Source organism: Micromonospora matsumotoense (assembly GCF_900091525.1).
Classification (GTDB): domain Bacteria; phylum Actinomycetota; class Actinomycetes; order Mycobacteriales; family Micromonosporaceae; genus Micromonospora; species Micromonospora matsumotoensis.
In genome coordinates this window covers 40080-60086 of record NZ_FMCU01000008.1, presented here as the reverse complement: position 1 = coordinate 60086, position 20007 = coordinate 40080, and the positions used below count along the sequence as shown (strand labels likewise).

The window sequence follows — 20007 nt, the reverse complement described above, 5'->3', positions numbered from 1 at the left end:
GTCACCTCCGTGGTGGCGTGGGCGCGACGCCGCCGTTCCCGGCCCACCGGCCGGGAGGGGCGGCAACGCCTCGGCTACTGCTGACGGATGAGCCGGTCGAGGTCGGGCTGCCGGTCGAGCACCCGGTGTTTCTGCGCGAGTTCGGCGAGCTTCTGCAGGCTCGCCCGGTCGACGTCCCAACCGAACGCCGGGAGCTTGACCGACTCCGCCACCGGCGGCGGCAGTTGGAGGTTGTCCTTGATGGCCTGCCGCACGGCCGGCGTGTTGGCCGGGTCCTGCGCCCACTGCAGGGTCTTCTTCATCGCCGCGGAGAAGTCCTCGACCAGCTTGGCGTCCTTGTCCATGCGGGCGGTGGTGGTGATCGTGGTGAGCGTGGCCAGGCCGGGCACGACCGACTGGTAGGGCGCGACGACGAAGGTGTCGCCCCGGTCCTTGAGTTGGGTGACGAAGGGTTCCGGCACCCACGCGGCGTCGATGTTGCCGGCGGCGAGTTGGGCCGGGGCGTCCGGGAAGGCCACCTCGACGAACTTGATCCGCTTGGGGTCGCCGCCGTCCTTCTCCACCGCCGCCATGATCGTGACATCGCCGGCCGCGCCCAGGCTGTTCACCGCGACCCGCTTGCCCGCCAGGTCGGCCGGCCGCGTGACTCCGGACTTCGCCGAGGCCACCACGGCGTTGATGTCGTCGCCGTCGGCGTAGGACGAGGCGTAGTTGCCGATGATGACGACGCCGAGGTTCTGCAGGTCGGCGCGGAACGGGCCGAAGGGTTGGCCGATCGCGAAGTCGATGTCGCCGTTCATCAGCGCCGGGACGGCCTGCGCGCCGCCCTGGGCGGGAAGCACCTCGACCTGGAGCCCACGCTCGGCGAAGATGCCCGCCTTGATGCCGCCCCAGAGCGCGGCGGTCTCGGTGATCGGCAGCGCTGCGACCCGGACCTTGCGCAGGTCGCCCGAGGTCTGGGGGGACGGGGTGGACGCGTCGGAGTCGGTGCATCCGGTGAGGGCGATCGCGGTGACGGCGATCAACCCGAGAGCCATGACCTTCTTCATTGACGAGGCCCTTCCTGGGCGGGGGTGGTGGGGTGCGTCGGAAGCCGGCGGGATGCCTCGGATCTGCGGGGGAACCAACCGCTGCGTGGGGGCGCACGCCGCTGTGTTGGCCATGGTCAGCCACCCCGGCATCGAAAGTCAAGAATATCTGACGCCCGTCATGAATAAGTTGAACGACGCTGTGTCGTGGTGGCGTCGCTCCCGCCGGCACCCGGGCGGCAGGGGGTGTCGCGCGGCGGCCACGTTGGTGGCTGCGCTTCCGCCGGGGCAGGTCCGAGGTGGTCAGACCTCGGGCAGCCCACGTAGTTCTCGGCCAGGCTCGTCGCATAGGCGCGGGAGGTGGCGGCGTACCGCAGGGTCGCGGTCTGCAACTTCGCCTCGTACGGGTCGTCGTGCGCCAGCCGGTGCAGCATCGAGGTCATCCACCAGGAGAAGTGCTGGGCCCGCCAGACCCGGCGCAGCGCGGTGGTCGAATAGCCGGCCAGCAGGTCGGTGCGCCCGTGGCCGTACCAGGCGGCGAAGGCGTCGCCGAGCAGCGCGACATCGGCCAGTGCCAGGTTCATCCCCTTCGCGCCGGTCGGCGGGACGATGTGCACGGCGTCCCCGGCCAGGAACAGTCGTTCCCACTGCATCGGCTCCACCACGAAGCTGCGCATCGGGGTGAGGGACTTCTCCAGCACCGGCCCCTCGGTGAGCGACCAGCCCGGCACCGTCTCCAGCCGGGCCCGCAGCTCCGCCCAGATCCGCGCGTCCGGCCAGGCGGCGAGATCCTCGTCGGGGGCGACCTGGAGATAGAGCCGGGAGATCTCGGGGGAGCGCATGCTGTAGAGGGCGAAACCCCGGTCGTGGTGGGCGTAGACGAGTTCCTGCACCGCCGGCGCGGCGGCGGCGAGCACGCCCAGCCAGGCGAAGGGGTACGCCCGTTCGTAGCTGGTCAGCACCCCCTCGGGCACCGCACCCCGGCTCACCCCGTGGAACCCGTCGCAGCCGGCCACGAAGTCGCAGCGCAGCTCCTCCTCCCGGCCGTCGCGTCGGTAGCGGACCACCGGCGAGGAGGAGTCGAGGCCGTCCAGGCGGACCACGTCGGCCTCGAACAGGATCGTGCCGCCGGCCGCGAGCCGGGCGGCGATCAGGTCCTTGACCACCTCCTGCTGCCCGTAGACGGTGATCGCCCGCCCGGTCAGCTCGGTCATCGGCACCCGGTGCGACTCCCCGGCGAAGCGCAGCTCGATGCCCTCGTGTCGCAACCCCTCCCGGAGCAACCGCTCGCCCAGGCCGGTGCGGCAGAGCAGGTCGACCGAGCCCTGTTCGAGGACGCCGGCGCGGACCCGGTGCTCGACGTGGTCCCGGCTGCGGCTCTCCAGCACCACCGAGTCGATGCCGTGCCGGTGCAGCAGGTGCGACAGCATGAGTCCGGCCGGCCCGGCGCCGACGATACCCACCTGGGTACGCATCCCGGTCCGTCCCTTCTGGACACCGACCCGCCGCCGGCCACCTGCGCCGGCCACCTGCGCCGGGCACCGAGTGTGTTCGCTCAGCGAACGGGTGTTCTCCCATTGAACGTTGGCACGTGACCGGGCCCGCGTCAACGCCCGGTCCGGACGGTGGTCGCCTCCGGTGCCACGGCCGGCGGCGGACATTGACGGACGCCGCCGCCAGCCGTACGTTCGACACGAGTACGACAGTCCGCATGGCGAACACGTTCCCCATCCGAGGCGGGAGGCCCATGGCGAAGCTCGTCCCGCTGGCCGACGCCGTGGCGGAGCTGGTCCACGACGGCGACGTGGTGGCCCTGGAGGGGTTCACCCATCTCATCCCGTTCGCCGCCGGTCACGAGATCATCCGCCAGGGTCGCCGGGAGCTGACCCTGGTGCGGATGACCCCCGACGTCATCTACGACCAGCTCATCGGGGCGGGATGTGCCCGTCGGCTGGTCTTCTCCTGGGGCGGCAACCCGGGGGTGGGGTCGCTGCACCGGTTCCGCGACGCCGTGCAGCACGCCTGGCCGGGTCCGCTGGAGCTGGAGGAGCACAGCCACGCCGGCATGGCCAACCGCTACGTGGCCGGGGCGTCCGGGCTGCCGTTCGCCGTGCTGCGCGGCTACACCGGCACCGACCTGCCCCGGCACACGGCCAACATCCGGCCGGTCAACTGCCCCTTCACCGGCGAGACCCTGACCGCCGTGGCGGCCCTGCGCCCCGACGTGACGGTGGTGCACGCCCAGCGCGCCGACCGGGCCGGCAACGTGCAGATGTGGGGCATCACCGGGGTGCAGAAGGAGGCGGTGCTCGCCGCCCACCGGTCCCTGGTCACCGTCGAGGAGATCGTGGCCGAGCTGACGCCGGTGCCCGGCCAGGTCGTGCTGCCCGGCTGGGCGGTCACCGCCGTCGCCGAGGTGCCCGGGGGCGCCCACCCCTCGTACGCCCAGGGCTACTCGGTGCGGGACAACGACTTCTACCGGGCCTGGGACGCCGTCAGCCGGGACCGGGCCACCTTCCGCGACTGGCTCGACCGGCACGTGCACCGGGCCGGGGCGACGGCATGACCGCGCCGGTCGCCCCCCGTCACCGGCCACGCCGCAGGGCGTCGACGTGAGCGGCCCGCACCCGCCGGCCGACTGGACCGCCGACGAGATGATGACCGTCGCCGCCGCCCGGCAACTGCGTGACGGCACCGCCTGCTTCGTCGGGATCGGGTTGCCCAGCACCGCGGCGAACCTCGCCCGGGTGACCCACGCCCCGAACCTGGTGCTCGTCTACGAGTCCGGCTGCCTCGGCGCGAAACCGGACCGGCTCCCGCTGTCCATCGGGGACGGCATCCTCGCCGACACCGCCGACGCGGTGGTGTCGGTGCCCGAGGTGTTCAACTACTGGCTGCAACCCGGCCGGATCGACGTGGGTTTCCTCGGCGCCGCGCAGCTCGACCGGTACGGCAACCTCAACACCACGGTCGTCGGCGGCGACTACACCACCCCCGCGGTCCGGCTGCCCGGCGCCGGCGGGGCGCCCGAGATCGCGGCCTCCTGCGGCGAGGTCGTGGTGATCGTCCGGCAGAACCTCCGCACCTTCACCGCACGGGTCGACTTCGTCACCTCCGTCGGGTACGGGGCGGGCCCCGGTGACCGGCAGCGGCTCGGCCTGCGCGGCGGCGGCCCCCGGCTGGTGATCACCGACCTCGGCGTCCTCGAACCCGATCCGGTGAGCTGCGAGCTGACGCTGACCCGGCTGCATCCCGGGGTGACCCGGGAGCAGGCGCGGGCGGCGACCGGCTGGGACCTCGCCGTCGCCGAGTCACTGACCACGGGTGACCCGCCGACTGCTCACGAGTTGGCGGTGCTGCGCGCGTTGCAGGCGACGACTGACGGGAGCCGACGATGACCGAGGACACCGCCCGCCGGGCCGACCGCGCACTGGTGCTGCCGACCTACCGGCGCGACGACGTCGACGTCCACCCGCCCCTGCTCAGTCCCGACTACCGGTCGACCGTGGCGCGGGCGCCACGGCAACCGCTGGCCCACCTGCCGCAGCGGCTGACCGAGACCACCGGGCCGCTGCTCGGCGAGGGACGGCTCGGCGACCTCGACCACGACCTGACCCGCCAGCACGACGGGCCGCCGCAGGGCCAGCGGATCATCGTGCACGGCCGGGTCCGGGACGGCGACGGCCGCCCGGTGCCCCACACGCTGGTCGAGATCTGGCAGGCCAACGCCGCCGGAAGATACCGCCACGCGAGCGACACCTGGCCGGCCCCGCTCGACCCGCACTTCGACGGGGTCGGCCGGGCGCTCACCGACGACCGGGGGCGCTACCGGTTCGTCACCGTGCAGCCCGGGGCCTACCCCTGGCGCAACCACGACAACGCCTGGCGGCCGGCGCACATCCACTTCTCCCTCTTCGGCCGGGCGTTCACCCAACGCCTGGTCACCCAGATGTACTTTCCCGGCGACCCGCTCTTCTTCCAGGACCCGGTGCTGCACTCGGTCCGCGACCCCGGGGCCCGGCAGCGGCTGATCGCCCGCTACGACCACGCCGCCACCGCGCCGGAGTGGGCGCTGGCCTACGCGTTCGACATCGTGCTGCGCGGCCGGGAGAGCACCCCCTTCGAGGACGGCGACGACGATGAGTGAACGGCTGGCCGTCACCCCCGCGCAGACCGTCGGGCCGTACCTGAGCATCGGTCTGCGCTGGCCCGACGGCCCGTACGTCGTCCCCGAGGGCACCCCCGGCGCGTTCTGGGTCCGGGGCCGGATCATCGACGGCACCGGCGCACCGGTGGTCGACGCGCTGGTGGAGAGTTGGCAGGCCGACCCGGCCGGCCGGTTCGACCACCCGGACGACCCACGCGGGGCCCACCCGCCGGCACTCGCGGGCTTCCGGGGATTCGGCCGCAGCGAGACCGACGACCAGGGGTGCTACCGGCTGCTCACCGTCCGGCCGGGGTCGTTGCCCGACCCGGACGGCGGCGTCGAGGCCCCCCACCTGACCCTGTCGGTCCTCGGGCGGGGGCTGCTGCACCGCCTGGTCACCCGGCTCTACTTTCCCGACGAGCCGACGGCCAACGCCGCCGACCCGGTGCTGTCCGGCATCGACGCCGGGCGCCGCGACACGCTGGTGGCCAGCACCGCGCCGGACGGGTTCCGCTTCGACATCCACCTGCAGGGCGACCGTGAGACCGTCTTCTTCGCCGTCTGACGGCCTGCTCTCCGGCCTGTCCGGCAGCCCGGACGTGGACCGGGAACTCGACGATCCGGCCCTGCTGCGGGCACTGCTCGACGCGGAGGCCGCGCTCGCCCGGGCAGGTGCGGCGGTCGGGGTGCTGCCCGCAGCGGCGGCCGACGCGATCGTCGACCGGTGCCGCGCCGAGCGGTACGACCCGGCGGCGCTCGGCCGGGCCGCCGACGCCGCCGGCAACCCGGTCGTCCCCCTCGTGCGGGAGTTGACCGCCGCCGCGCCCGAGCCCGCCCGACCATGGGTGCACCTCGGCGCGACCAGCCAGGACATCATGGACACCGCGCTGAGCCTGGTGGCCGTACGGGCGCTCGGGCCGGTGCTGCGCCACCTCGACGCGGCCGTCGACGCCGCCGCCCGGCTCGCCGCCACCCACCGCGACGACGTGCTGGTCGGCCGGACCCTCGGGCAGCAGGCGGCACCCACCACGTTCGGGCTGACGGCCGCCGGGTGGCTGACCGGCCTGGCGCAGGCCCGGGACCGGCTACGGCAGGCGGCGGACGGGCAACCCGCCCAACTCGGCGGTGCGGTCGGCACCCTGGCCGCGCTCGGCCCGGCCGGCCCCGAGATCGCCGCGCGGTTCGCCGCACAGCTGGGGCTGCCCGCGAGCCCGCTGCCCTGGCACACCCAGCGGCAGCCCCGCCTCGACCTGGCCGCCGCCCTCGGTGGGCTGCTCACGGCCACCGGCAAGGTCGCGCTCGACGTCGGGCTGCTCGCCCGGACCGAGGTCGGTGAGGTCGCCGAGGGCGGCACCGGCCGGGGTGGCTCCTCGGCCATGCCGCACAAGCGCAACCCGGTGGACTCGATCCTGATCGGCGCCGCCGCGCGCCGTGGACCGGGCCTCGTCGCCACGCTGTTCGCCGCGGCCGTGCAGGAACACGAGCGGGCCGCCGGTGGCTGGCACGCCGAGTGGGAGCCGCTGCGCGACCTGCTGCACCTGGCCGGCGGCGCCGCCGGCCGGTGCGCCCGGCTGCTGACCGGGTTGCAGGTCCGTCCGGAGCGGATGCGGGCGAACCTCGACGCGACCGGCGGGCGGGTGCTCGCCGAGGCCGTCGCCGCCCGGTTGGCGTCCGCCGTCGGACGCGGCGTCGCGCACGACCTGGTCGCCCGCGCCGCCGACGCGCCCTCGATGCGGGCGGCGCTGCTCGCCGACCCCGAGATCCGGGCCCACCTGTCCGAGGCGGAGGTCGACGAGGCGCTCGACCCGTACCGCTGGCTCGGGTCGGCCGGGGTGTTCGTCGACCGGGCGCTGGCCGCCGTCCGGGGAGCGGGGGCGTGACCTCCCGGCTGCATCTCACCGTCGACGGTCCGGCCGCCGCACCGGTGCTGCTGCTCGGCAGTTCCCTCGGCACCGCCGCCGCGATGTGGGAACCCCAGGTCCCGCTGCTCGCCGAGCGGTTCCGGGTCATCCGGTACGACCACCTGGGCCACGGCCGTTCGGCGGTGCCGGCCGGGCCGTACACCCTGGATCTGCTGGGTCGGGAACTGCTGCGGACGCTCGACGACCTCGATCTGCGGTGGGTCCACTACGCGGGGCTGTCCCTCGGCGGCATGGTCGGCATGTGGCTCGCCGCCCACGCGCCCGACCGGGTGCGGCGACTGGCCCTGCTGTGCACCTCGGCGTCGCTCGGCCCGGCCGGGCCGTGGCGGGAGCGGGCGGCGACGGTGCGCGCCGGTGGTCTGCCGACGATCGCCGACACGGTGGTGGCCCGCTGGTTCACCCCGGCGTTCGCCACCGCCCGCCCGGACGTGGTCGCCGCACACCGGGCCATGCTGACCGCGACCTCCCCGGCCGGTTACGCGGCCTGCTGCGAGGCGATCGCCGCGATGGACCTCCGCCCCGACCTGGGCCGGATCGACACGCCGACCCTGGTCGTCGCGGGCGCGGACGACCCGGCGACCCCGGTGGCGCACGCCCGGGAGATCGTCGGACGCGTCCCCGGGGCACGGCTGGTGGTGGTCGGCGCGGCGGCGCACCTGGCCAACGTCGAGCGACCCGCGCAGGTGGGCCGACTCCTGCGGGAACACTTCGAGGAACCGGGTGGATGATGGACGACCGCGAGCGGCACGAAACCGGCATGACGGTACGCCGGCAGGTGCTCGGCGACGCGCACGTCGACCGCGCGGTCGCCGGCACCGACGCGTTCACCGCCGACTTCCAGGACTTCATCACCCGCTACGCATGGGGCGAGGTGTGGGCCCGGCCCGGCCTCGACCGGCGTACCCGCAGTTGCATCACCCTCGCCGTGCTCGCCACCCTGCACCACGACGAGGAGTTGGCGATGCACGTGCGGGCCGCGTTGGGCAACGGGCTGAGCGAGCAGGAGGTGGCGGAGGTCCTGCTCCAGGTCGGCGTCTACGCTGGCGTACCGGCGGCGAACCGGGCGTTCACGGTGGCCCGGGAGGTCCTGCGGCGGGAGGCGGGGTGAGGGTGGGCGAGGAGTCGGCGCGGTCGCCGGAGTTCGTGCAGTCGCTGGAACGCGGCCTCGCGGTGATCCGGGCGTTCGACGCCGAGCATCCACAGCTCACCCTCAGCGAGGTGGCCCGCCGCACCGGGCTGACCCGGGCCGCGGCCCGCCGGTTCCTGCTCACCCTGGTCGAGCTGGGGTACGTGCACAGCGACGGTCGGCTCTTCTCGCTGCGGGCACGGATCCTCGCGCTCGGCTACGCCTACCTGTCGGGCCTGGGCCTGCCGGAGATCGCGCAGCGGCACATGGAGGCGCTGGTCGCGCAGGTGCACGAGTCCTGCTCGGTGTCGGTGCTCGACGGCGACGAGGTGGTCTACGTCGCCCGGGTGCCCACCAAACGGATCATGACAGTGGGGATCAGCGTCGGCACCCGGTTCCCCGCGTACGCCACGTCCATGGGTCGGGTGCTGCTCGCGGCGCAACCGGCGGACCGGCTGGACGACTACCTCGCCACCGCGCAGCTGCGGCCGCTGACCCGGCGTACCGTCACCGACCCGGCGAAGCTGCGGACGATCCTGACGAAGATCACCGCCCAGGGGTACGCGATCGTGGACCAGGAGCTGGAGGAGGGGCTGCGGTCGCTGGCCGCGCCGATCCACGGCGCGCAGGGCGCGGTGGTCGCGGCGGTGAACCTGTCCGCCCACGCCAGCCGGGGGTCCTTCGAGCTGATCCGGCGGGAGTTGCTGCCGCCGCTGCTGGCCACCGCCCAGCGGATCGAGGAGGACCTGCGCGGCGCGGCCTGAGCCGGCTCCGTCGTGTCGGGCCCGTCGTCACCGGACCCGGTAGAGGCGATCCACCGGGTCCACGACGACGGCCAGCAGCCTGCCGGGCACGAGCGACGGGTCGTCGGGCCGGACCACGTCCGCCTCGAAGGCGGCGAACCCGGGCCCGCTGATCCGCAGGTGGAGCAGGAGCCCCGGGTCCTCGCCGCCCAGGTGGGGCGTCACGGTGCGGACCTCGGCTGTCGCGGCGACCCCGGCGGCGTCGAGCTGGCGGGCATCGCGGCGGGACCGGTCGACCACCCGCCACCCGAAGACGCCGAACCCGACCCCGACGATCGTGGTGAACACCCCGCCCGCGAGGAGGCCCCAGCGCTGCCCGGGCGACACCGCCAGGTCCCCCGCCACGTCGGCGGCGAGCAGGACCGGGCCGGGCAGACAGATGGCCAGGAACAGCAGCCGGCAGAGCAGCGCGCCGACCGGCCCGGTGCGCGCCTCCGCCTCCCGGGGTGCGCTCGTCATGCCGGCACCCTAGAGCACCGTGCGACGTCGCGGCACCCTGTCGTGCGGTGCGGTGCGGTGCGGTGCGGTGCGGTGCCGTGCCGTGCCGTGCGGTGCGGTGCCGTGCCGTGCGGTGCCGTGCGGTGCGGTGCCGTGCCGTGCGGTGCCGTGCGGTGCCGTGCGGTGCCGTGCCGTGCGGTGGGCTGGTGCCGGGCACCTGCCCACCGCACGGCCTGCTCACCGGCGGCGCGGGTGGTTGGTCAGCTTGCGGTGCAGGTGACGGTGCCGCTTCCGGTGCCCTGGAACCCGAAGCTGGTGCTCTGCCCCGCGCCCAGTCGGCCGTTGTAGCTCTGGTTGGTGACGGTGATGGTGCCGCTCGTCCCGCTGGCTACGCCGTTCCACACCGAGCTGACCGACGTGCCGCCCGGCAGGGTGAGGGTGACCCGCCAACCGGTGAGCGCGCTGGTCCCGGCGGTGACGCTGACGTTGGCGACGAATCCGCCGTTCCACTGGTCCTGCACGGCGTAGCCGGCGGTGCAGCCGGTGTTCCCGCCGGGCGGCGTGGTGGGCGGTGGGGTGGTCGGCGGGGGAGTCGTGGGTGGCGGGGTGGTGGGTGGCGGCGTGGTCGGCGGCGGGGTGGTGGGCGACGGGCCGTCGAGCGTCAGGTTCTTCTGCTGGACGGTCCACTGGCTGCGGCACAGCCCGCAGTTGGCGCCGACGAAGTTGCTGCCGGCGGTGGTGTCACCCTTGAGCCGCCACTTGAGATAGAGCACCGCGACCCGGCCGAACTCGCCACCGTTGGGCTGGTCGTAGGTGCCGCCGTGCCCGACGTTCAGGTTGCCCATGAAGGCGGGCAACCCGGCCGGCAACTTGCCCCAGTCGTCGATCGCGTTCGGGTAGGCGATGTCGCTGGGCCCGCCGACGAAGTAGGCGATCGGCTTGGTGAGCCGCCGGAGCTGGTAGTCGTCGGCGTCGTTGAGCAGGCCGCTGCTGAAGATGCCGGTGGTGGTGACGCGCGGGTCGTTGGAGACGGCGTACGCCTCCAGGCCGCCGCAGGAGAAGCCCGCGACGGCGACCTTGCCGGTGTCGATCCGGTGGTAGTACTTGCTGCCCTGGCGGGAGTTCTCCGCGACGGCCCAGTCGATGGACTGGGTGAGCATCTGCGAGTTGGTCGAGCCGGAGGCGTTCGGCCCCCCGTTGGCGATGGCCAGGAAGCCGTGGGAGGCGATCTCGCGCAGGAAGTTGCCCTGGGACAGGCCGTTGGCCGAGCAGCCGCCGTTGCCCCACACGAAGATGGGCAGGCGCTCGGTCGGGAGCGTCTGGGGTCGGAAGATGGTGTGGTGGGGCAGGCTGGTCGAGGTCTCGTAGTCGGCGGGATAGGGCCCCGAACCGCCGACTGCGGCGTCGGCCGGCGTCGCCCCGAGCGCCAGCAGCACGGCGGCCGCCGGCACGAGGGCGGCCGTCAGGCCGGCGTAGAGCTTCGATCTCCTTGGCATGCGCCCTCCAGCGGATGTCGGCGATGGCACCCCTGCGGTGGCGGCGGCGCTGTGTTCCGCCGGGCCCGACCAGGGTGGTCAGCACCGGTGACGGGGCGGGCCGACGTGGACGCGTCGACCGTCCGGCCGCAGTCCCACAGGCGGTCGCGGTATGCGGTCACTATCACCGGGGTAACGAAAAGTGTCAATGTATTGCCCGCCTGGCGGGCGGGGTGCGACGTCCGGGGGTGCCGCCGGTCGGTTCCGGTGCAGGCCGAGGTGGCCGTGCACCTGGCCCGTAAGCGCGGTGAGGAGGTGCCGGAGGCGCTGCTGGCGATCCGGACGGCCGGTCGGGAGGCGACCCGGGAGCTGCGGGCGACCCTGGAGGTGCTGCGGGACGATGGTGAGCGCGTGCCGCGCGGTCTCGACCACGTCCCGGAGCTGGTGCGCCGGGCCCGGGCGGCCGGGCTGGACACGACGCTGACCATCGGGGGCCACCGGCACGACGTGCCGGCGGCGGTCGGTCGTACGGCCTACCGGATCGTCCAGGAGTCGATCACCAACGTCACCCGGCACGCCACCGCCACGACGGCGTCGGTCCGGATCGACTACCGTCCGGACGCGCTCGCCATCCAGGTCGACGACGACGGCGGCGCCCTCCCGACCGGCGTGCCGACGCCCGGCGTCGGGCTGCTCGGCATGCGCGAACGGGTGGCCGCGCTCGGTGGTCGGCTGCGTGTCGGACCGCGCGGCGACGGCGGCTTCACCGTGCATGCCGAACTCCCCACGGGTGGCTCCCCGTGATCCGGGTGCTGCTGGTCGACGACCAGCAGCTCCTGCGCAGCGGCTTCCGCGCGTTGCTCGACATGGAGGACGACATCGAGGTGGTGGGGGAGGCGGCCGACGGCGCGGCGGCGCTGACGCTCGCCCGGCGGCACCGGCCGGACATCGCGCTGCTCGACATCCAGATGCCGGTGATGGACGGCATCGAGGCGACCCGGCGCATCGCCGCGGACCCGGCCCTGACCGGGGTGCGCGTCGTCATCCTGACCAACTACGGCCTGGACGAGTACGTCTTCGACGCGTTTGCGCGCCGGTGCGGCCGGGTTCCTGGTCAAGGACATCGTGCCGGAGGACCTACTGCACGCCGCCCTGCTCGCGCGGGGCCTGTCCACCGCGGAGATCGCCGACCGGTTGGTGATCAGCCCGTTGACCGCCAAGACCCACATCAACCGGGCGATGACCAAGCTCCACGCCCGCGACCGCGCCCAACTGGTGATCCTCGCCGACGAGTCCGGCCTGGTCGCCCCCGGCGGAGGATGAGCGCCACGGCGACCCGGGTGTGCCGTGCGGGCGGGACCGGGTGGGCGGCGGGTCGGGGCGCCGGTCGGCCTCGCGGCGTCGCCTGCGGCCCGTGACATGATGACGCCCATGGGCAAGCAGCAGGACGTCGGCGGGACCGACCGTCACAGTGGGTCGGGTGCCGCGGCGCAGGATGCGACGGACGGTGGGGTCGAGGCCCGGCTCGCCCTCGCGCAGGACCCCGGCACGGCCCATCTGACCCTGATCGACCTGGCCGCCGACCCGTCGCCGGTGGTCCGCCGGGCGGTCGCCACCCGGGCCGACGCGCCCGCCCAGGCGCTGCGCCCGCTGACCCGCGACCATGACCGTGAGGTGCGGGAAGCGGTGGCGAGGAACCCCTCGACCTCGATCGCCAACCTGCTGCGCCTGGTCAAGGACGCCGACCGGTGGGTCCGCTGGGCGGTCGCCGGCAATCCGGCCTGCGACGAATCGGTACGTCGGGTGATGGCGCAGACCGCGGACAAGGAGCTTCGTGGTCTGCTCGCCGAGTCGCGGGACCTGGAGCCCGAGTTGGCCGCCCGGCTGGTCGCCGACGTCTCACCCGAGGTGCGGGAACGACTCGCCATCCACACCCACGATCCCGAGGTGATCACCGCGCTGCTGGCCGACCGGACGGCACGGGTGCGCAAGGGGCTGGCCCGCAATCCGCGTACCACCGCCGCCCACCGCAGCGCGCTCGCCCAGGACCCGGTGCCGGACGTCCGCGCCGCGTTGGTGCTCGCCGTCGCGCTGGACGAGGCGGATCTGCGCCTTCTGGTCGACGACCGGTCGGTGCAGGTGCGGATGGCGGTGGCCACCTCGGAGGCCGTCCCGTCGCACCTGCGGCAGGTGCTCGTCGACGACCCCGACGAGATGGTGGCCGGTGCCGCCCGGGAGTTCCGCCCCGGCGCGGGAGCCTCCCCGGTGGTACGCGCGCCGCGCGTCGGTCACCGGGCTGCGGGGGCCGGTCGCGGTCGGCCGGGCAACAACACCGGGCGCTGAGTCCGCGGCCCGTACCACCGGTCCTTCCCGGGCGGCCCGAAGAGCACTGGCGGCTCCGGGGGTCTTCCCGGCGGGTGGATTGTGCGCGAAACTTCTCGGGCGGATTGACCGGGGTGGCTCTCTTCGGTTCCTTCCGACCGGACGGTAGCATTATGTGGCTGTACAGGGGACAGGAGGCCACCAATGGCGCGTGCGACGTCTCGGCCGGAGTCGACCCGACGCCGGCAACGTTGGCCGGACGGATACGACCCGGAGAACACCCGCAACTCGTTGATCACGAGTGCGCTGGGGCTGATCGAGCAGCGTGGCTTCGACCGTACCTCGGTGCAGGAGATCGCCGATCAGGCGCAGCTCACCAAGGGTGCCTTCTACCACCACTTCGCCAGCAAGGACGACCTGCTGCGGCACATCCAGGAGGAGTACCTGGAGGCGCAGCTCGCCGCGCTCCAGAAGATCGAGGCCGACAGCGACGACCCGGCCGTGCGGGTGCGGGAGCTGATCCGGTTCAGCCTCACCAGTGTGGCCGAGTACCGGGCCCACGTGACGATCTTCTATCAGGAGCGGCGCTACCTCACCGGTGACCTGTTCGCCGAGGTGACCCGCAAGCGTGGCCTGGTGGAGGCGGCCTTCGCCGGGATGATCGCCGACGGTGTCACCCGGGGGGTGTTCCGCCCGGACGTCGACCCGCGCATCGCCACCTTCGGGCTGGTCGGCATGTGCGCCTGGGCCTACCAGTGGCTTAACGTGGGTGGTCCGCTCAGCGTCGACGAGGTGGCCCGCCAGTTCAGCGCGATGGTGCTGGAGGGTCTGTCCGCCTGACCGCCCGGCCCGGTGGCTGATCCGGCGGGCGGTCGGTGACGTGGCCCGGACGGCCCGTCGGCCCCGCAACGCCGCCGTCAGGCGGACGGATCGTCACTCGGCGAGCAACTGGCGGGCCATGACGATGCGTTGGACCTGGTTGGTGCCTTCGTAGATCTGGGTGATCTTGGCGTCGCGCATCATCCGCTCGACCGGGTAGTCGCGGGTGTAGCCGTACCCGCCCAGCAACTGCACCGCGTCCGTGGTGATCTCCATCGCCGCATCCGAGGCGAAGCACTTCGCCGCCGCACCGAAGTACGTCAGGTCCGCGTCACCCCGCTCCGACTTCCCGGCCGCCGCATAGGTCAACTGCCGGGCGGCCTCCAGTTTCATGCCCATGTCGGCGAGCATGAACTGCACACCCTGGAACTCCGCGACCGCCTTACCGAACTGCTTACGCTCCCGCACGTACCCCTTGGCGTAGTCCAGAGCCCCCTGGGCGATCCCGACGGCCTGGGCGGCGATGGTGACCCTGGTGTGGTCCAGGGTCCGCATCGCGGTGCCGAACCCGGTGCCCTGCTCGCCGATGATGCGGTCCGCGGGGATGCGTACGTTGTCGAGGTAGACCTCCCGGGTCGGCGAACCCTTGATGCCCAACTTCTTCTCCGGCGCGCCGAAGCTGACCCCCGGATCGGACTTCTCCACCACGAACGCCGAGATGCCCCGCGACCGGGCCGCCGGATCGGTCACCGCGAACACCGTGTAGAACTCCGACACCCCCGCGTTGGTGATCCACCGCTTCACCCCGTTGAGCACCCAGTGATCACCGTCACGCACCGCGCGGGTCGTCATCGACGCCGCGTCACTACCCGCCTCCGGCTCCGACAGGCAGTACGAGAACATCCCCTCGCCGGCGGCGACCGGGGTCAGGTAGCGCTGCTTGAGTTCCTCGGAGCCGGCCAGGATCAGCGGCATGGTGCCGAGCTTGTTGCCGGCCGGGATCAGGGCGGACGAGGCGCAGGCGCGGGCCACCTCCTCGATCACGATCGCGGTGGCCAGGGCGTCCGCGCCCGCACCGCCGTACTCGACGGGGATGTGCGGGGCGTGGAAGTCGGCGGCCCGCAACGCGTCGTACGACGTCTGGGGGAACTCGCCGGTCTCGTCGGCGGTGGCGGCGTGCGGCGCGACCTTGGCGTCGCACAACGCCCGCACGGCCTCCCGGACCGCCGCGTGCTCCTCGGGCACCTGGTACGCCTCGAACACCGCAAACCCCCTCGTCAACATGCCTGCCGGGGATAATACCATCCGGTCGGTATGAACAGCATCCCTTGAGTTGTCCGGCCCGGAGGTGTTAGATACCCACCAGTCGGAATGTAGGAGGCCGGATGACCCGCGCGGTCCGGGCAGGCATGGACTTCATCTCCGCGCTCGACCGGGGCAGCCTCGGGGGCCTGGGCCGGCTGTGCGCCGGGGACGCGACCTGGTGGGTGGACACCGGCCCGGACCGACGCGGCGGCGACCCGGTCCTCGCACCGCACGGCAGCGGGCGCTTCCCGTTGCACGGCGTCATGCGGATGGACGACAAGCTCGCGCTGATGCGCTCCCTCGGCCCGCACGCGTTCCCGACCGGCTGCCGGCAGATCCCACGCCGGATCGTCGCCGGGGACGACACCTGCGTCATCGAGGTCGAGGGGTACGGCGTGCACGCCAGCGGCCTGGAGTACGCCAACCGCTACGGCTTCGTCTTCGACGTGAACCCGGCCGGAGCCGTCGTGGCGGTCCGGGAGTACCTCGACACCAGCCACGCGCAGCACGTCGTGGGCGGCGGGGCGGCCGTCCCCCGCAGCAGCCTCGACGACCGTCCGGCCCGCCGCGCGCCCGACCCCGCCGACGCGCCCGCGGTGTTGGCGACGGCGCTGGCCCCGTGGCCGGCGCTGGCCCGGGGCGACCTCGACGCCTTCGGCGCGCTGTTCACCGCCGACGCCACCTGGTGGACCGACTCCGGCCGCCGCCGTGACCTCGGCCGGCAGCACCGGTGGGGCGACCTCGACGCCGGCCCGTTGCACGGCCGGGTCGCGATGACCGGCAAACTCGCCGCGATGCGGGCGCGGCTGGCCGGTGGGGCGTACCGGTCGGCCGCCGTCGAGGTGACCGCCGAGCGGTGGATCGTCGACGACACCCTGGTCGCCGTCGAGGCCCGGGGCGAGGCCACCCTCAGGGACGGCTCCCGCTACCAGAACCGCTATCTCTGGGTCGTCGACGTCCGGCCCGGGGGCATCGCCGAGGTCCGCGAGTACTGCGACACCCTGCACGTCGCCGACCTGATGGGCCACGACGCGGAGGTCGGCCGATGACGTGGCCGTTCACCGACCTCAACCACGTGCTGACCACCACCCGGTCGGTCCGGCTGCGCCTCGACTACGACCGCCCGGTGCCGATCGGCCTGATCGGCGAGTGTCTGCAACTCGCGGTGCAGGCCCCCACCGGCGGCGGCGCCGAGGACTGGCGCTGGCTCGTCGTCGGCGACCCGACCCTCAAGGCCGAGCTGGCGACGCTCTACCACGCCGCCTACCAGGAGTACGTGCACCAGCCGCTGCACAGCGCGGCGGGCGCGGACAGCGATCTCGTCCGGGGGCTCGGCACGGTGATCACCACCCTGCACCTGCACCACGCGGCGTCCGTCGCCGCGCTGCTCGGCATCCCCGACGACGCGGTGCAGATCACCATGCTGCCGGTCGCGTACACCGTCGGCACCGACTTCAAGGTCGCGGCCCGGCGGCCCGTCGACGCCGTCAGCTATCTCGACCGGTGGGGGACGCCGTTGCCCTACCGGGACAAGCCCGTCGACCGCCTCACCGGAGAGGACCACGGATGAGCAGCAAGGTGATCACCGACATCGACGAGGTGCTGACCACCACCCGGGCGGTGCGCCGCCGGATGGACCTCGACCGGCCCGTCGGCCGGGCCGTCATCGAGGAGTGCCTGCGCCTCGCGCAGCAGGCGCCGATGGGCTCCAACCTGGAGGACTGGCGGATCGTCGCGGTCGACGACCCGACGCTCAAACGGCAACTGTCCGAGCTGTACACCGAGATCTGGGACGCCACCGTCGCGCAGCCCCTGGCCGACGGCGAGGCGGCGACCACCGCCCGGTTGTCGCCGGGTGTCCGCGCCGACCCGCAGGCCCAGGCACGGCAGCACCGGGTCCTCACCGCCGTCAAGCACCTCGTCGACCACCTGGCGCAGGTGCCCGTCCTCGTCGTGCTGTGCAGCACCAAGCCGATCCCGCAGCGCCCGGTCGGCGGCACCGCCTCCGGCTACTACGGGTCGATCTTCCCGTTCGCCTGGTCGTTCCAGCTCGCGCTGCGCTCCCGGGGCCTCGGCTCGGTGCTGGCCACCGCCATGGCGCACCGGGCCACCCGGGTACGCGAGGTGCTCGGCCTGCCCGACGACTGGCGACCCGTCACCCTCGTCCCGGTCGCCTACACCCGGGGGCTCGACTTCCGCCCCGCCGCCCGGGCCGACCTCGCCGACGTGGCGAGCTGGAACGGACCCACCGAGCGGGCCGGATCGGCGACGCGATGAGAGCCGCCCACGTCCTGACACCCTGCGCCGACGACCCGGTCGGCGCGCTGCGCGTCGGCGACCTCGACGCCCCGGCGGCACCCCCGGGCTGGGTGGACGTCGACGTCCGGGCCGGCGCGCTCAACATGCACGACCTGTGGACGTTGCGCGGTGTCGGCACCGCACCGCACGACGGGCCCCGGGTCATCGGCAGCGACGCGGCCGGGGTCGCCGGGGGCCGCGACGTGATCGTCTACCCCGTGCTGCCCACCGCGCCGAACGGCCGGACCGTCCCGCACGCCACCCTGCTCCCCGACGTCGGTTACGGGGTCCTCGCCGAGCGGATCGTCGTGCCGGCGGCGCATCTCGTCCCCAAACCGGCCGGGCTGAGCTGGGCCGAGGCGGCCAGCCTCCCGACGGCCTGGCTCACCGCGTACCGGATGTTGTTCACCAGGGCGGCGGTCGCTCCCGGGCAGGTGGTGCTGGTGCAGGGCGCGGGCGGTGGGGTCGCCACCGCCGCGCTCAGCCTCGCCGTGGCCGCCGGCGCCACCGTCATGGTCACCTCCCGGTCCCCGGCCAAACGGGAACGGGCGCTGGCCCTCGGCGCGGCCGTCGCCCTGGACAGCGGCGCGCGGACGCCGGAACTCGCCGACATCGTCGTCGAGACCGTCGGCCCCGCCACCTTCGCCCACTCGACCCGCGCGACCCGGGCCGGCGGCACCATCGTGGTGTGCGGCGGCACGAGTGGTTTCACCGCCGACCTGGACCTGCCGCGCCTGTTCGCCCGGGAGATCAGCGTGCGCGGCGCGACCATGGGCACCCTCGACGAGTTCGTGGCCCTCGTCGGGTTCGTCGACACCCACCGCGTCCGGCCCGCCGTCGACAGCGTCGTCGACCTCGCCGACATCCGCGTCCAGGCCGGCCGGATGCTCGCCGGCGCCGGGTTCGGCAAGCTCTGTGTGAGCCTGACGTGACCTCCGTGGCGCTGACCCGGCGGGGGGCCGCCCTCTGGGCGCGGATCGACCGTCCCGGGGCCGGCAACGCCTGCGACAGCACGGTGCTGGCCGGGCTCGAACGGTGGCTGGCCGGTGCGGCCGACCCGGACGTCCGGGTGCTCGTGCTCACCGGGACCGGCCGGAGCTTCTGCGCCGGGGCCGACCTCGCCGAGGCCACCGGCCTGCTCGGGGACCTGCCCGCGCTGCTGGCCCACCTCGACCGGGGCCGCCGCCTGGTACGCGGCATCCGGGCGGCCCCGGTGCCCACCGTCGCCGCGGTCAACGGGGCGGCCTTCGGTGGCGGCCTGGAACTGCTGCTCGCCTGTGACCTCGCCGTCGCCGCCGACAGTGCCCGCCTCGGCGACCGGCACCTCGCCGTCGGTCAGGTCCCCGGTTGGGGGTCCAGCGTCCTGCTGCCCCTCGCCGTCGGCCATGCGTTCGCCCGGCGGCTGCTGATCACCGGGGAGACCTGGTCGGCCGACGAGTCCGTACGCCGGGGACTGGTCAGCGCGGCGGTGCCCGACGATCGCCTCGTCGGGCACGTCGACGCGCTGGCCGACGCGGTGGCCGCCCTCGACGCGGCGGCGGTCCGGCGGATGCTGGGCCTCGCCCGCCCGGTGCCCGACGAGGCGGCCTGGGACCGGGAGTGGGCGACCCTGACCGCGCACGTCACCGCCCAGGCGGCCGTCCGCACCGGGTCGACGCCCCCGGCGGAGACCCCCGACTGATCCCCTCCGTGCACCGCGCCGGCCCGCCAGCGCAGATCCGACACCCGTACCGACCACCGAATTGGAGCACCCGGATGCGCGCCACGAGACGAACCACCGTCGACACCCCGGACGACCTGCTGGCGCTGGTCGGCGCGGAGTTGGGCGTCAGCGCGCCGCAGGTGGTGACCCAGCAGCAGGTCGACCAGTTCGCCGACGTGACCGGGGACCACCAGTGGATCCACGTCGACGTCGCGCGGGCCCGGTCCGGGCCGTTCGGCAGCACCGTCGTGCACGGGTTCCTGACCCTGGCCCTCGTGCCCCGGCTGCTCGCCGACATCCTGGAGGTGCGGACCTTCTCGATGGGGGTCAACTACGGCCTGGACCGGGTCCGGTTCGTCCGGCCGCTGCCGCCGGGAGTCGAGATCCAGGGCACCGCGACGCTGGTCTCGGCGACGCCGATCGCCCCGGCGGGGGAGGGGTCGGCCGCCGGGGTGCAGGCCAAGGCGTCGATCGTGGTGGAGTTCGCCGAGACGTCGCAGCCCTGCTGCGTGGCGGAGATCCTGTTCCGGTACCACGCCTGAGGCCGCCGGCCGATGCTCACCCGGCCGCCGGCCGGCTGCTCACCCGTCAGGGCCGGCGGCCGACACTCACCCGGTGGGGC

Annotated in this window: 22 protein-coding genes and 1 pseudogene; 18 read left to right on the top strand and 5 right to left on the bottom strand. The window is 73.9% G+C overall.

Going from position 1 to position 20007, the window contains the following annotated elements:
* Nucleotides 1-74 precede the first annotated feature (74 nt).
* Together GA0070216_RS17325 and GA0070216_RS17320 are read right to left on the bottom strand one after the other, a co-directional pair.
* Nucleotides 75-1049 (bottom strand): ABC transporter substrate-binding protein, encoded by a 975-nt coding sequence (locus tag GA0070216_RS17325; RefSeq protein WP_091247023.1) that lies wholly within the window; start codon nucleotides 1047-1049, stop codon nucleotides 75-77.
* Nucleotides 1050-1207: 158 nt separating this feature from the next.
* The gene (locus GA0070216_RS17320) at nucleotides 1208-2503 is read right to left on the bottom strand and encodes a 4-hydroxybenzoate 3-monooxygenase (RefSeq protein WP_091247379.1); all 1296 of its coding nucleotides are present in this window, start codon (nucleotides 2501-2503) and stop codon (nucleotides 1208-1210) included.
* Nucleotides 2504-2775: 272 nt separating this feature from the next.
* On the opposite strand from GA0070216_RS17320, the gene GA0070216_RS17315 reads away from it, so the two are divergent.
* The 8 genes from GA0070216_RS17315 to GA0070216_RS17280 are packed head-to-tail and all read left to right on the top strand — an operon-like array spanning nucleotide 2776 to nucleotide 8987.
* Nucleotides 2776-3594 (top strand): CoA transferase subunit A, encoded by an 819-nt coding sequence (locus tag GA0070216_RS17315; RefSeq protein WP_091247020.1) that lies wholly within the window; start codon nucleotides 2776-2778, stop codon nucleotides 3592-3594.
* 46 nt (nucleotides 3595-3640) lie between these two features.
* A complete protein-coding gene (locus tag GA0070216_RS17310) occupies nucleotides 3641-4426 on the top strand; it encodes a CoA-transferase subunit beta (RefSeq protein ID WP_218108223.1) in 786 nt (261 codons plus the stop codon).
* Nucleotides 4423-5175, top strand: a complete 753-nt coding sequence (pcaH, locus tag GA0070216_RS17305) for a protocatechuate 3,4-dioxygenase subunit beta (RefSeq protein ID WP_091247018.1) — start codon at nucleotides 4423-4425, stop codon at nucleotides 5173-5175. Before GA0070216_RS17310 ends, pcaH begins: the two co-directional genes overlap by 4 nt.
* Nucleotides 5168-5740: a protocatechuate 3,4-dioxygenase subunit alpha gene (gene pcaG / locus GA0070216_RS17300; protein ID WP_091247016.1), complete on the top strand. Its 573-nt coding sequence runs from the start codon at nucleotides 5168-5170 to the stop codon at nucleotides 5738-5740. Before pcaH ends, pcaG begins: the two co-directional genes overlap by 8 nt.
* Nucleotides 5715-7055, top strand: a complete 1341-nt coding sequence (pcaB, locus tag GA0070216_RS17295) for a 3-carboxy-cis,cis-muconate cycloisomerase (RefSeq protein WP_091247014.1) — start codon at nucleotides 5715-5717, stop codon at nucleotides 7053-7055. The genes pcaG and pcaB overlap by 26 nt, the downstream gene beginning before the upstream one ends.
* On the top strand, nucleotides 7052-7825 hold the full coding sequence (pcaD, locus tag GA0070216_RS17290; protein ID WP_091247012.1) for a 3-oxoadipate enol-lactonase: 774 nt from the start codon (nucleotides 7052-7054) through the stop codon (nucleotides 7823-7825). Before pcaB ends, pcaD begins: the two co-directional genes overlap by 4 nt.
* Nucleotides 7822-8205: a 4-carboxymuconolactone decarboxylase gene (gene pcaC, locus GA0070216_RS17285; RefSeq protein ID WP_245722554.1), complete on the top strand. Its 384-nt coding sequence runs from the start codon at nucleotides 7822-7824 to the stop codon at nucleotides 8203-8205. The genes pcaD and pcaC overlap by 4 nt, the downstream gene beginning before the upstream one ends.
* Nucleotides 8202-8987, top strand: coding sequence for an IclR family transcriptional regulator (locus GA0070216_RS17280; protein ID WP_091247008.1), 786 nt, complete (start codon nucleotides 8202-8204; stop codon nucleotides 8985-8987). Before pcaC ends, GA0070216_RS17280 begins: the two co-directional genes overlap by 4 nt.
* A gap of 27 nt (nucleotides 8988-9014) precedes the next feature.
* Here the strand turns inward: GA0070216_RS17280 and GA0070216_RS17275 are convergent, their stop codons facing one another.
* Nucleotides 9015-9485: a hypothetical protein gene (locus GA0070216_RS17275; RefSeq protein WP_091247007.1), complete on the bottom strand. Its 471-nt coding sequence runs from the start codon at nucleotides 9483-9485 to the stop codon at nucleotides 9015-9017.
* Between the two features lie 239 nt (nucleotides 9486-9724).
* Nucleotides 9725-10960 (bottom strand): cellulose binding domain-containing protein, encoded by a 1236-nt coding sequence (locus GA0070216_RS17265; protein ID WP_091247005.1) that lies wholly within the window; start codon nucleotides 10958-10960, stop codon nucleotides 9725-9727.
* A gap of 246 nt (nucleotides 10961-11206) precedes the next feature.
* Here GA0070216_RS17265 and GA0070216_RS17260 point away from each other — a divergent pair, with 246 nt between their 5' ends.
* The 4 genes and pseudogenes from GA0070216_RS17260 to GA0070216_RS17245 all read left to right on the top strand — a co-directional run bounded on the left by GA0070216_RS17260 (nucleotide 11207) and on the right by GA0070216_RS17245 (nucleotide 14101).
* A complete protein-coding gene (locus GA0070216_RS17260; protein WP_245722553.1) occupies nucleotides 11207-11743 on the top strand; it encodes a sensor histidine kinase in 537 nt (178 codons plus the stop codon).
* Nucleotides 11740-12262, top strand: a pseudogene (locus tag GA0070216_RS17255) (response regulator transcription factor). Before GA0070216_RS17260 ends, GA0070216_RS17255 begins: the two are co-directional and overlap by 4 nt.
* 108 nt (nucleotides 12263-12370) lie before the next feature.
* Nucleotides 12371-13282, top strand: coding sequence for a hypothetical protein (locus tag GA0070216_RS17250; protein ID WP_091247004.1), 912 nt, complete (start codon nucleotides 12371-12373; stop codon nucleotides 13280-13282).
* 183 nt (nucleotides 13283-13465) lie between these two features.
* A complete protein-coding gene (locus GA0070216_RS17245) occupies nucleotides 13466-14101 on the top strand; it encodes a TetR/AcrR family transcriptional regulator (RefSeq protein WP_091247001.1) in 636 nt (211 codons plus the stop codon).
* Between the two features lie 93 nt (nucleotides 14102-14194).
* On the opposite strand, the gene GA0070216_RS17240 is transcribed toward GA0070216_RS17245, so the two are convergent.
* Nucleotides 14195-15364, bottom strand: a complete 1170-nt coding sequence (locus GA0070216_RS17240; protein ID WP_091246999.1) for an acyl-CoA dehydrogenase family protein — start codon at nucleotides 15362-15364, stop codon at nucleotides 14195-14197.
* 101 nt (nucleotides 15365-15465) lie between these two features.
* Here GA0070216_RS17240 and GA0070216_RS17235 point away from each other — a divergent pair, with 101 nt between their 5' ends.
* The 6 genes from GA0070216_RS17235 to GA0070216_RS17210 all read left to right on the top strand — a co-directional run bounded on the left by GA0070216_RS17235 (nucleotide 15466) and on the right by GA0070216_RS17210 (nucleotide 19927).
* Nucleotides 15466-16434, top strand: a complete 969-nt coding sequence (locus GA0070216_RS17235; protein WP_091246998.1) for a nuclear transport factor 2 family protein — start codon at nucleotides 15466-15468, stop codon at nucleotides 16432-16434.
* The gene (locus GA0070216_RS17230) at nucleotides 16431-16955 is read left to right on the top strand and encodes a nitroreductase family protein (protein ID WP_091246996.1); all 525 of its coding nucleotides are present in this window, start codon (nucleotides 16431-16433) and stop codon (nucleotides 16953-16955) included. The genes GA0070216_RS17235 and GA0070216_RS17230 overlap by 4 nt, the downstream gene beginning before the upstream one ends.
* Nucleotides 16952-17662: a nitroreductase family protein gene (locus tag GA0070216_RS17225; protein WP_091246993.1), complete on the top strand. Its 711-nt coding sequence runs from the start codon at nucleotides 16952-16954 to the stop codon at nucleotides 17660-17662. The genes GA0070216_RS17230 and GA0070216_RS17225 overlap by 4 nt, the downstream gene beginning before the upstream one ends.
* Nucleotides 17659-18615 carry a zinc-binding dehydrogenase gene (locus tag GA0070216_RS17220; protein WP_091246991.1) on the top strand — a complete coding sequence of 319 codons (957 nt, stop codon included), beginning with the start codon at nucleotides 17659-17661 and terminating at the stop codon, nucleotides 18613-18615. Before GA0070216_RS17225 ends, GA0070216_RS17220 begins: the two co-directional genes overlap by 4 nt.
* Nucleotides 18612-19364: an enoyl-CoA hydratase/isomerase family protein gene (locus GA0070216_RS17215; RefSeq protein ID WP_176739011.1), complete on the top strand. Its 753-nt coding sequence runs from the start codon at nucleotides 18612-18614 to the stop codon at nucleotides 19362-19364. The genes GA0070216_RS17220 and GA0070216_RS17215 overlap by 4 nt, the downstream gene beginning before the upstream one ends.
* A 74-nt stretch (nucleotides 19365-19438) precedes the next feature.
* Nucleotides 19439-19927, top strand: coding sequence for a MaoC family dehydratase (locus GA0070216_RS17210; protein WP_091246987.1), 489 nt, complete (start codon nucleotides 19439-19441; stop codon nucleotides 19925-19927).
* Nucleotides 19928-20007 lie beyond the last annotated feature (80 nt).

What these genes read in the sequence shown, in the direction of transcription:
- GA0070216_RS17325 (WP_091247023.1), bottom strand. Translation starts at nt 1,049, where the DNA reads ATGAAGAAGGTCATGGCTCTCGGGTTGATCGCCGTCACCGCGATCGCC.
- GA0070216_RS17320 (WP_091247379.1), bottom strand. Translation starts at nt 2,503, where the DNA reads ATGCGTACCCAGGTGGGTATCGTCGGCGCCGGGCCGGCCGGACTCATG.
- GA0070216_RS17315 (WP_091247020.1), top strand. Translation starts at nt 2,776, where the DNA reads ATGGCGAAGCTCGTCCCGCTGGCCGACGCCGTGGCGGAGCTGGTCCAC.
- pcaH (WP_091247018.1), top strand. Translation starts at nt 4,423, where the DNA reads ATGACCGAGGACACCGCCCGCCGGGCCGACCGCGCACTGGTGCTGCCG.
- pcaG (WP_091247016.1), top strand. Translation starts at nt 5,168, where the DNA reads ATGAGTGAACGGCTGGCCGTCACCCCCGCGCAGACCGTCGGGCCGTAC.
- pcaC (WP_245722554.1), top strand. Translation starts at nt 7,822, where the DNA reads ATGATGGACGACCGCGAGCGGCACGAAACCGGCATGACGGTACGCCGG.
- GA0070216_RS17275 (WP_091247007.1), bottom strand. Translation starts at nt 9,485, where the DNA reads ATGACGAGCGCACCCCGGGAGGCGGAGGCGCGCACCGGGCCGGTCGGC.
- GA0070216_RS17265 (WP_091247005.1), bottom strand. Translation starts at nt 10,960, where the DNA reads ATGCCAAGGAGATCGAAGCTCTACGCCGGCCTGACGGCCGCCCTCGTG.
- GA0070216_RS17250 (WP_091247004.1), top strand. Translation starts at nt 12,371, where the DNA reads ATGGGCAAGCAGCAGGACGTCGGCGGGACCGACCGTCACAGTGGGTCG.
- GA0070216_RS17245 (WP_091247001.1), top strand. Translation starts at nt 13,466, where the DNA reads ATGGCGCGTGCGACGTCTCGGCCGGAGTCGACCCGACGCCGGCAACGT.
- GA0070216_RS17240 (WP_091246999.1), bottom strand. Translation starts at nt 15,364, where the DNA reads ATGTTGACGAGGGGGTTTGCGGTGTTCGAGGCGTACCAGGTGCCCGAG.
- GA0070216_RS17235 (WP_091246998.1), top strand. Translation starts at nt 15,466, where the DNA reads ATGACCCGCGCGGTCCGGGCAGGCATGGACTTCATCTCCGCGCTCGAC.
- GA0070216_RS17230 (WP_091246996.1), top strand. Translation starts at nt 16,431, where the DNA reads ATGACGTGGCCGTTCACCGACCTCAACCACGTGCTGACCACCACCCGG.
- GA0070216_RS17225 (WP_091246993.1), top strand. Translation starts at nt 16,952, where the DNA reads ATGAGCAGCAAGGTGATCACCGACATCGACGAGGTGCTGACCACCACC.
- GA0070216_RS17220 (WP_091246991.1), top strand. Translation starts at nt 17,659, where the DNA reads ATGAGAGCCGCCCACGTCCTGACACCCTGCGCCGACGACCCGGTCGGC.
- GA0070216_RS17210 (WP_091246987.1), top strand. Translation starts at nt 19,439, where the DNA reads ATGCGCGCCACGAGACGAACCACCGTCGACACCCCGGACGACCTGCTG.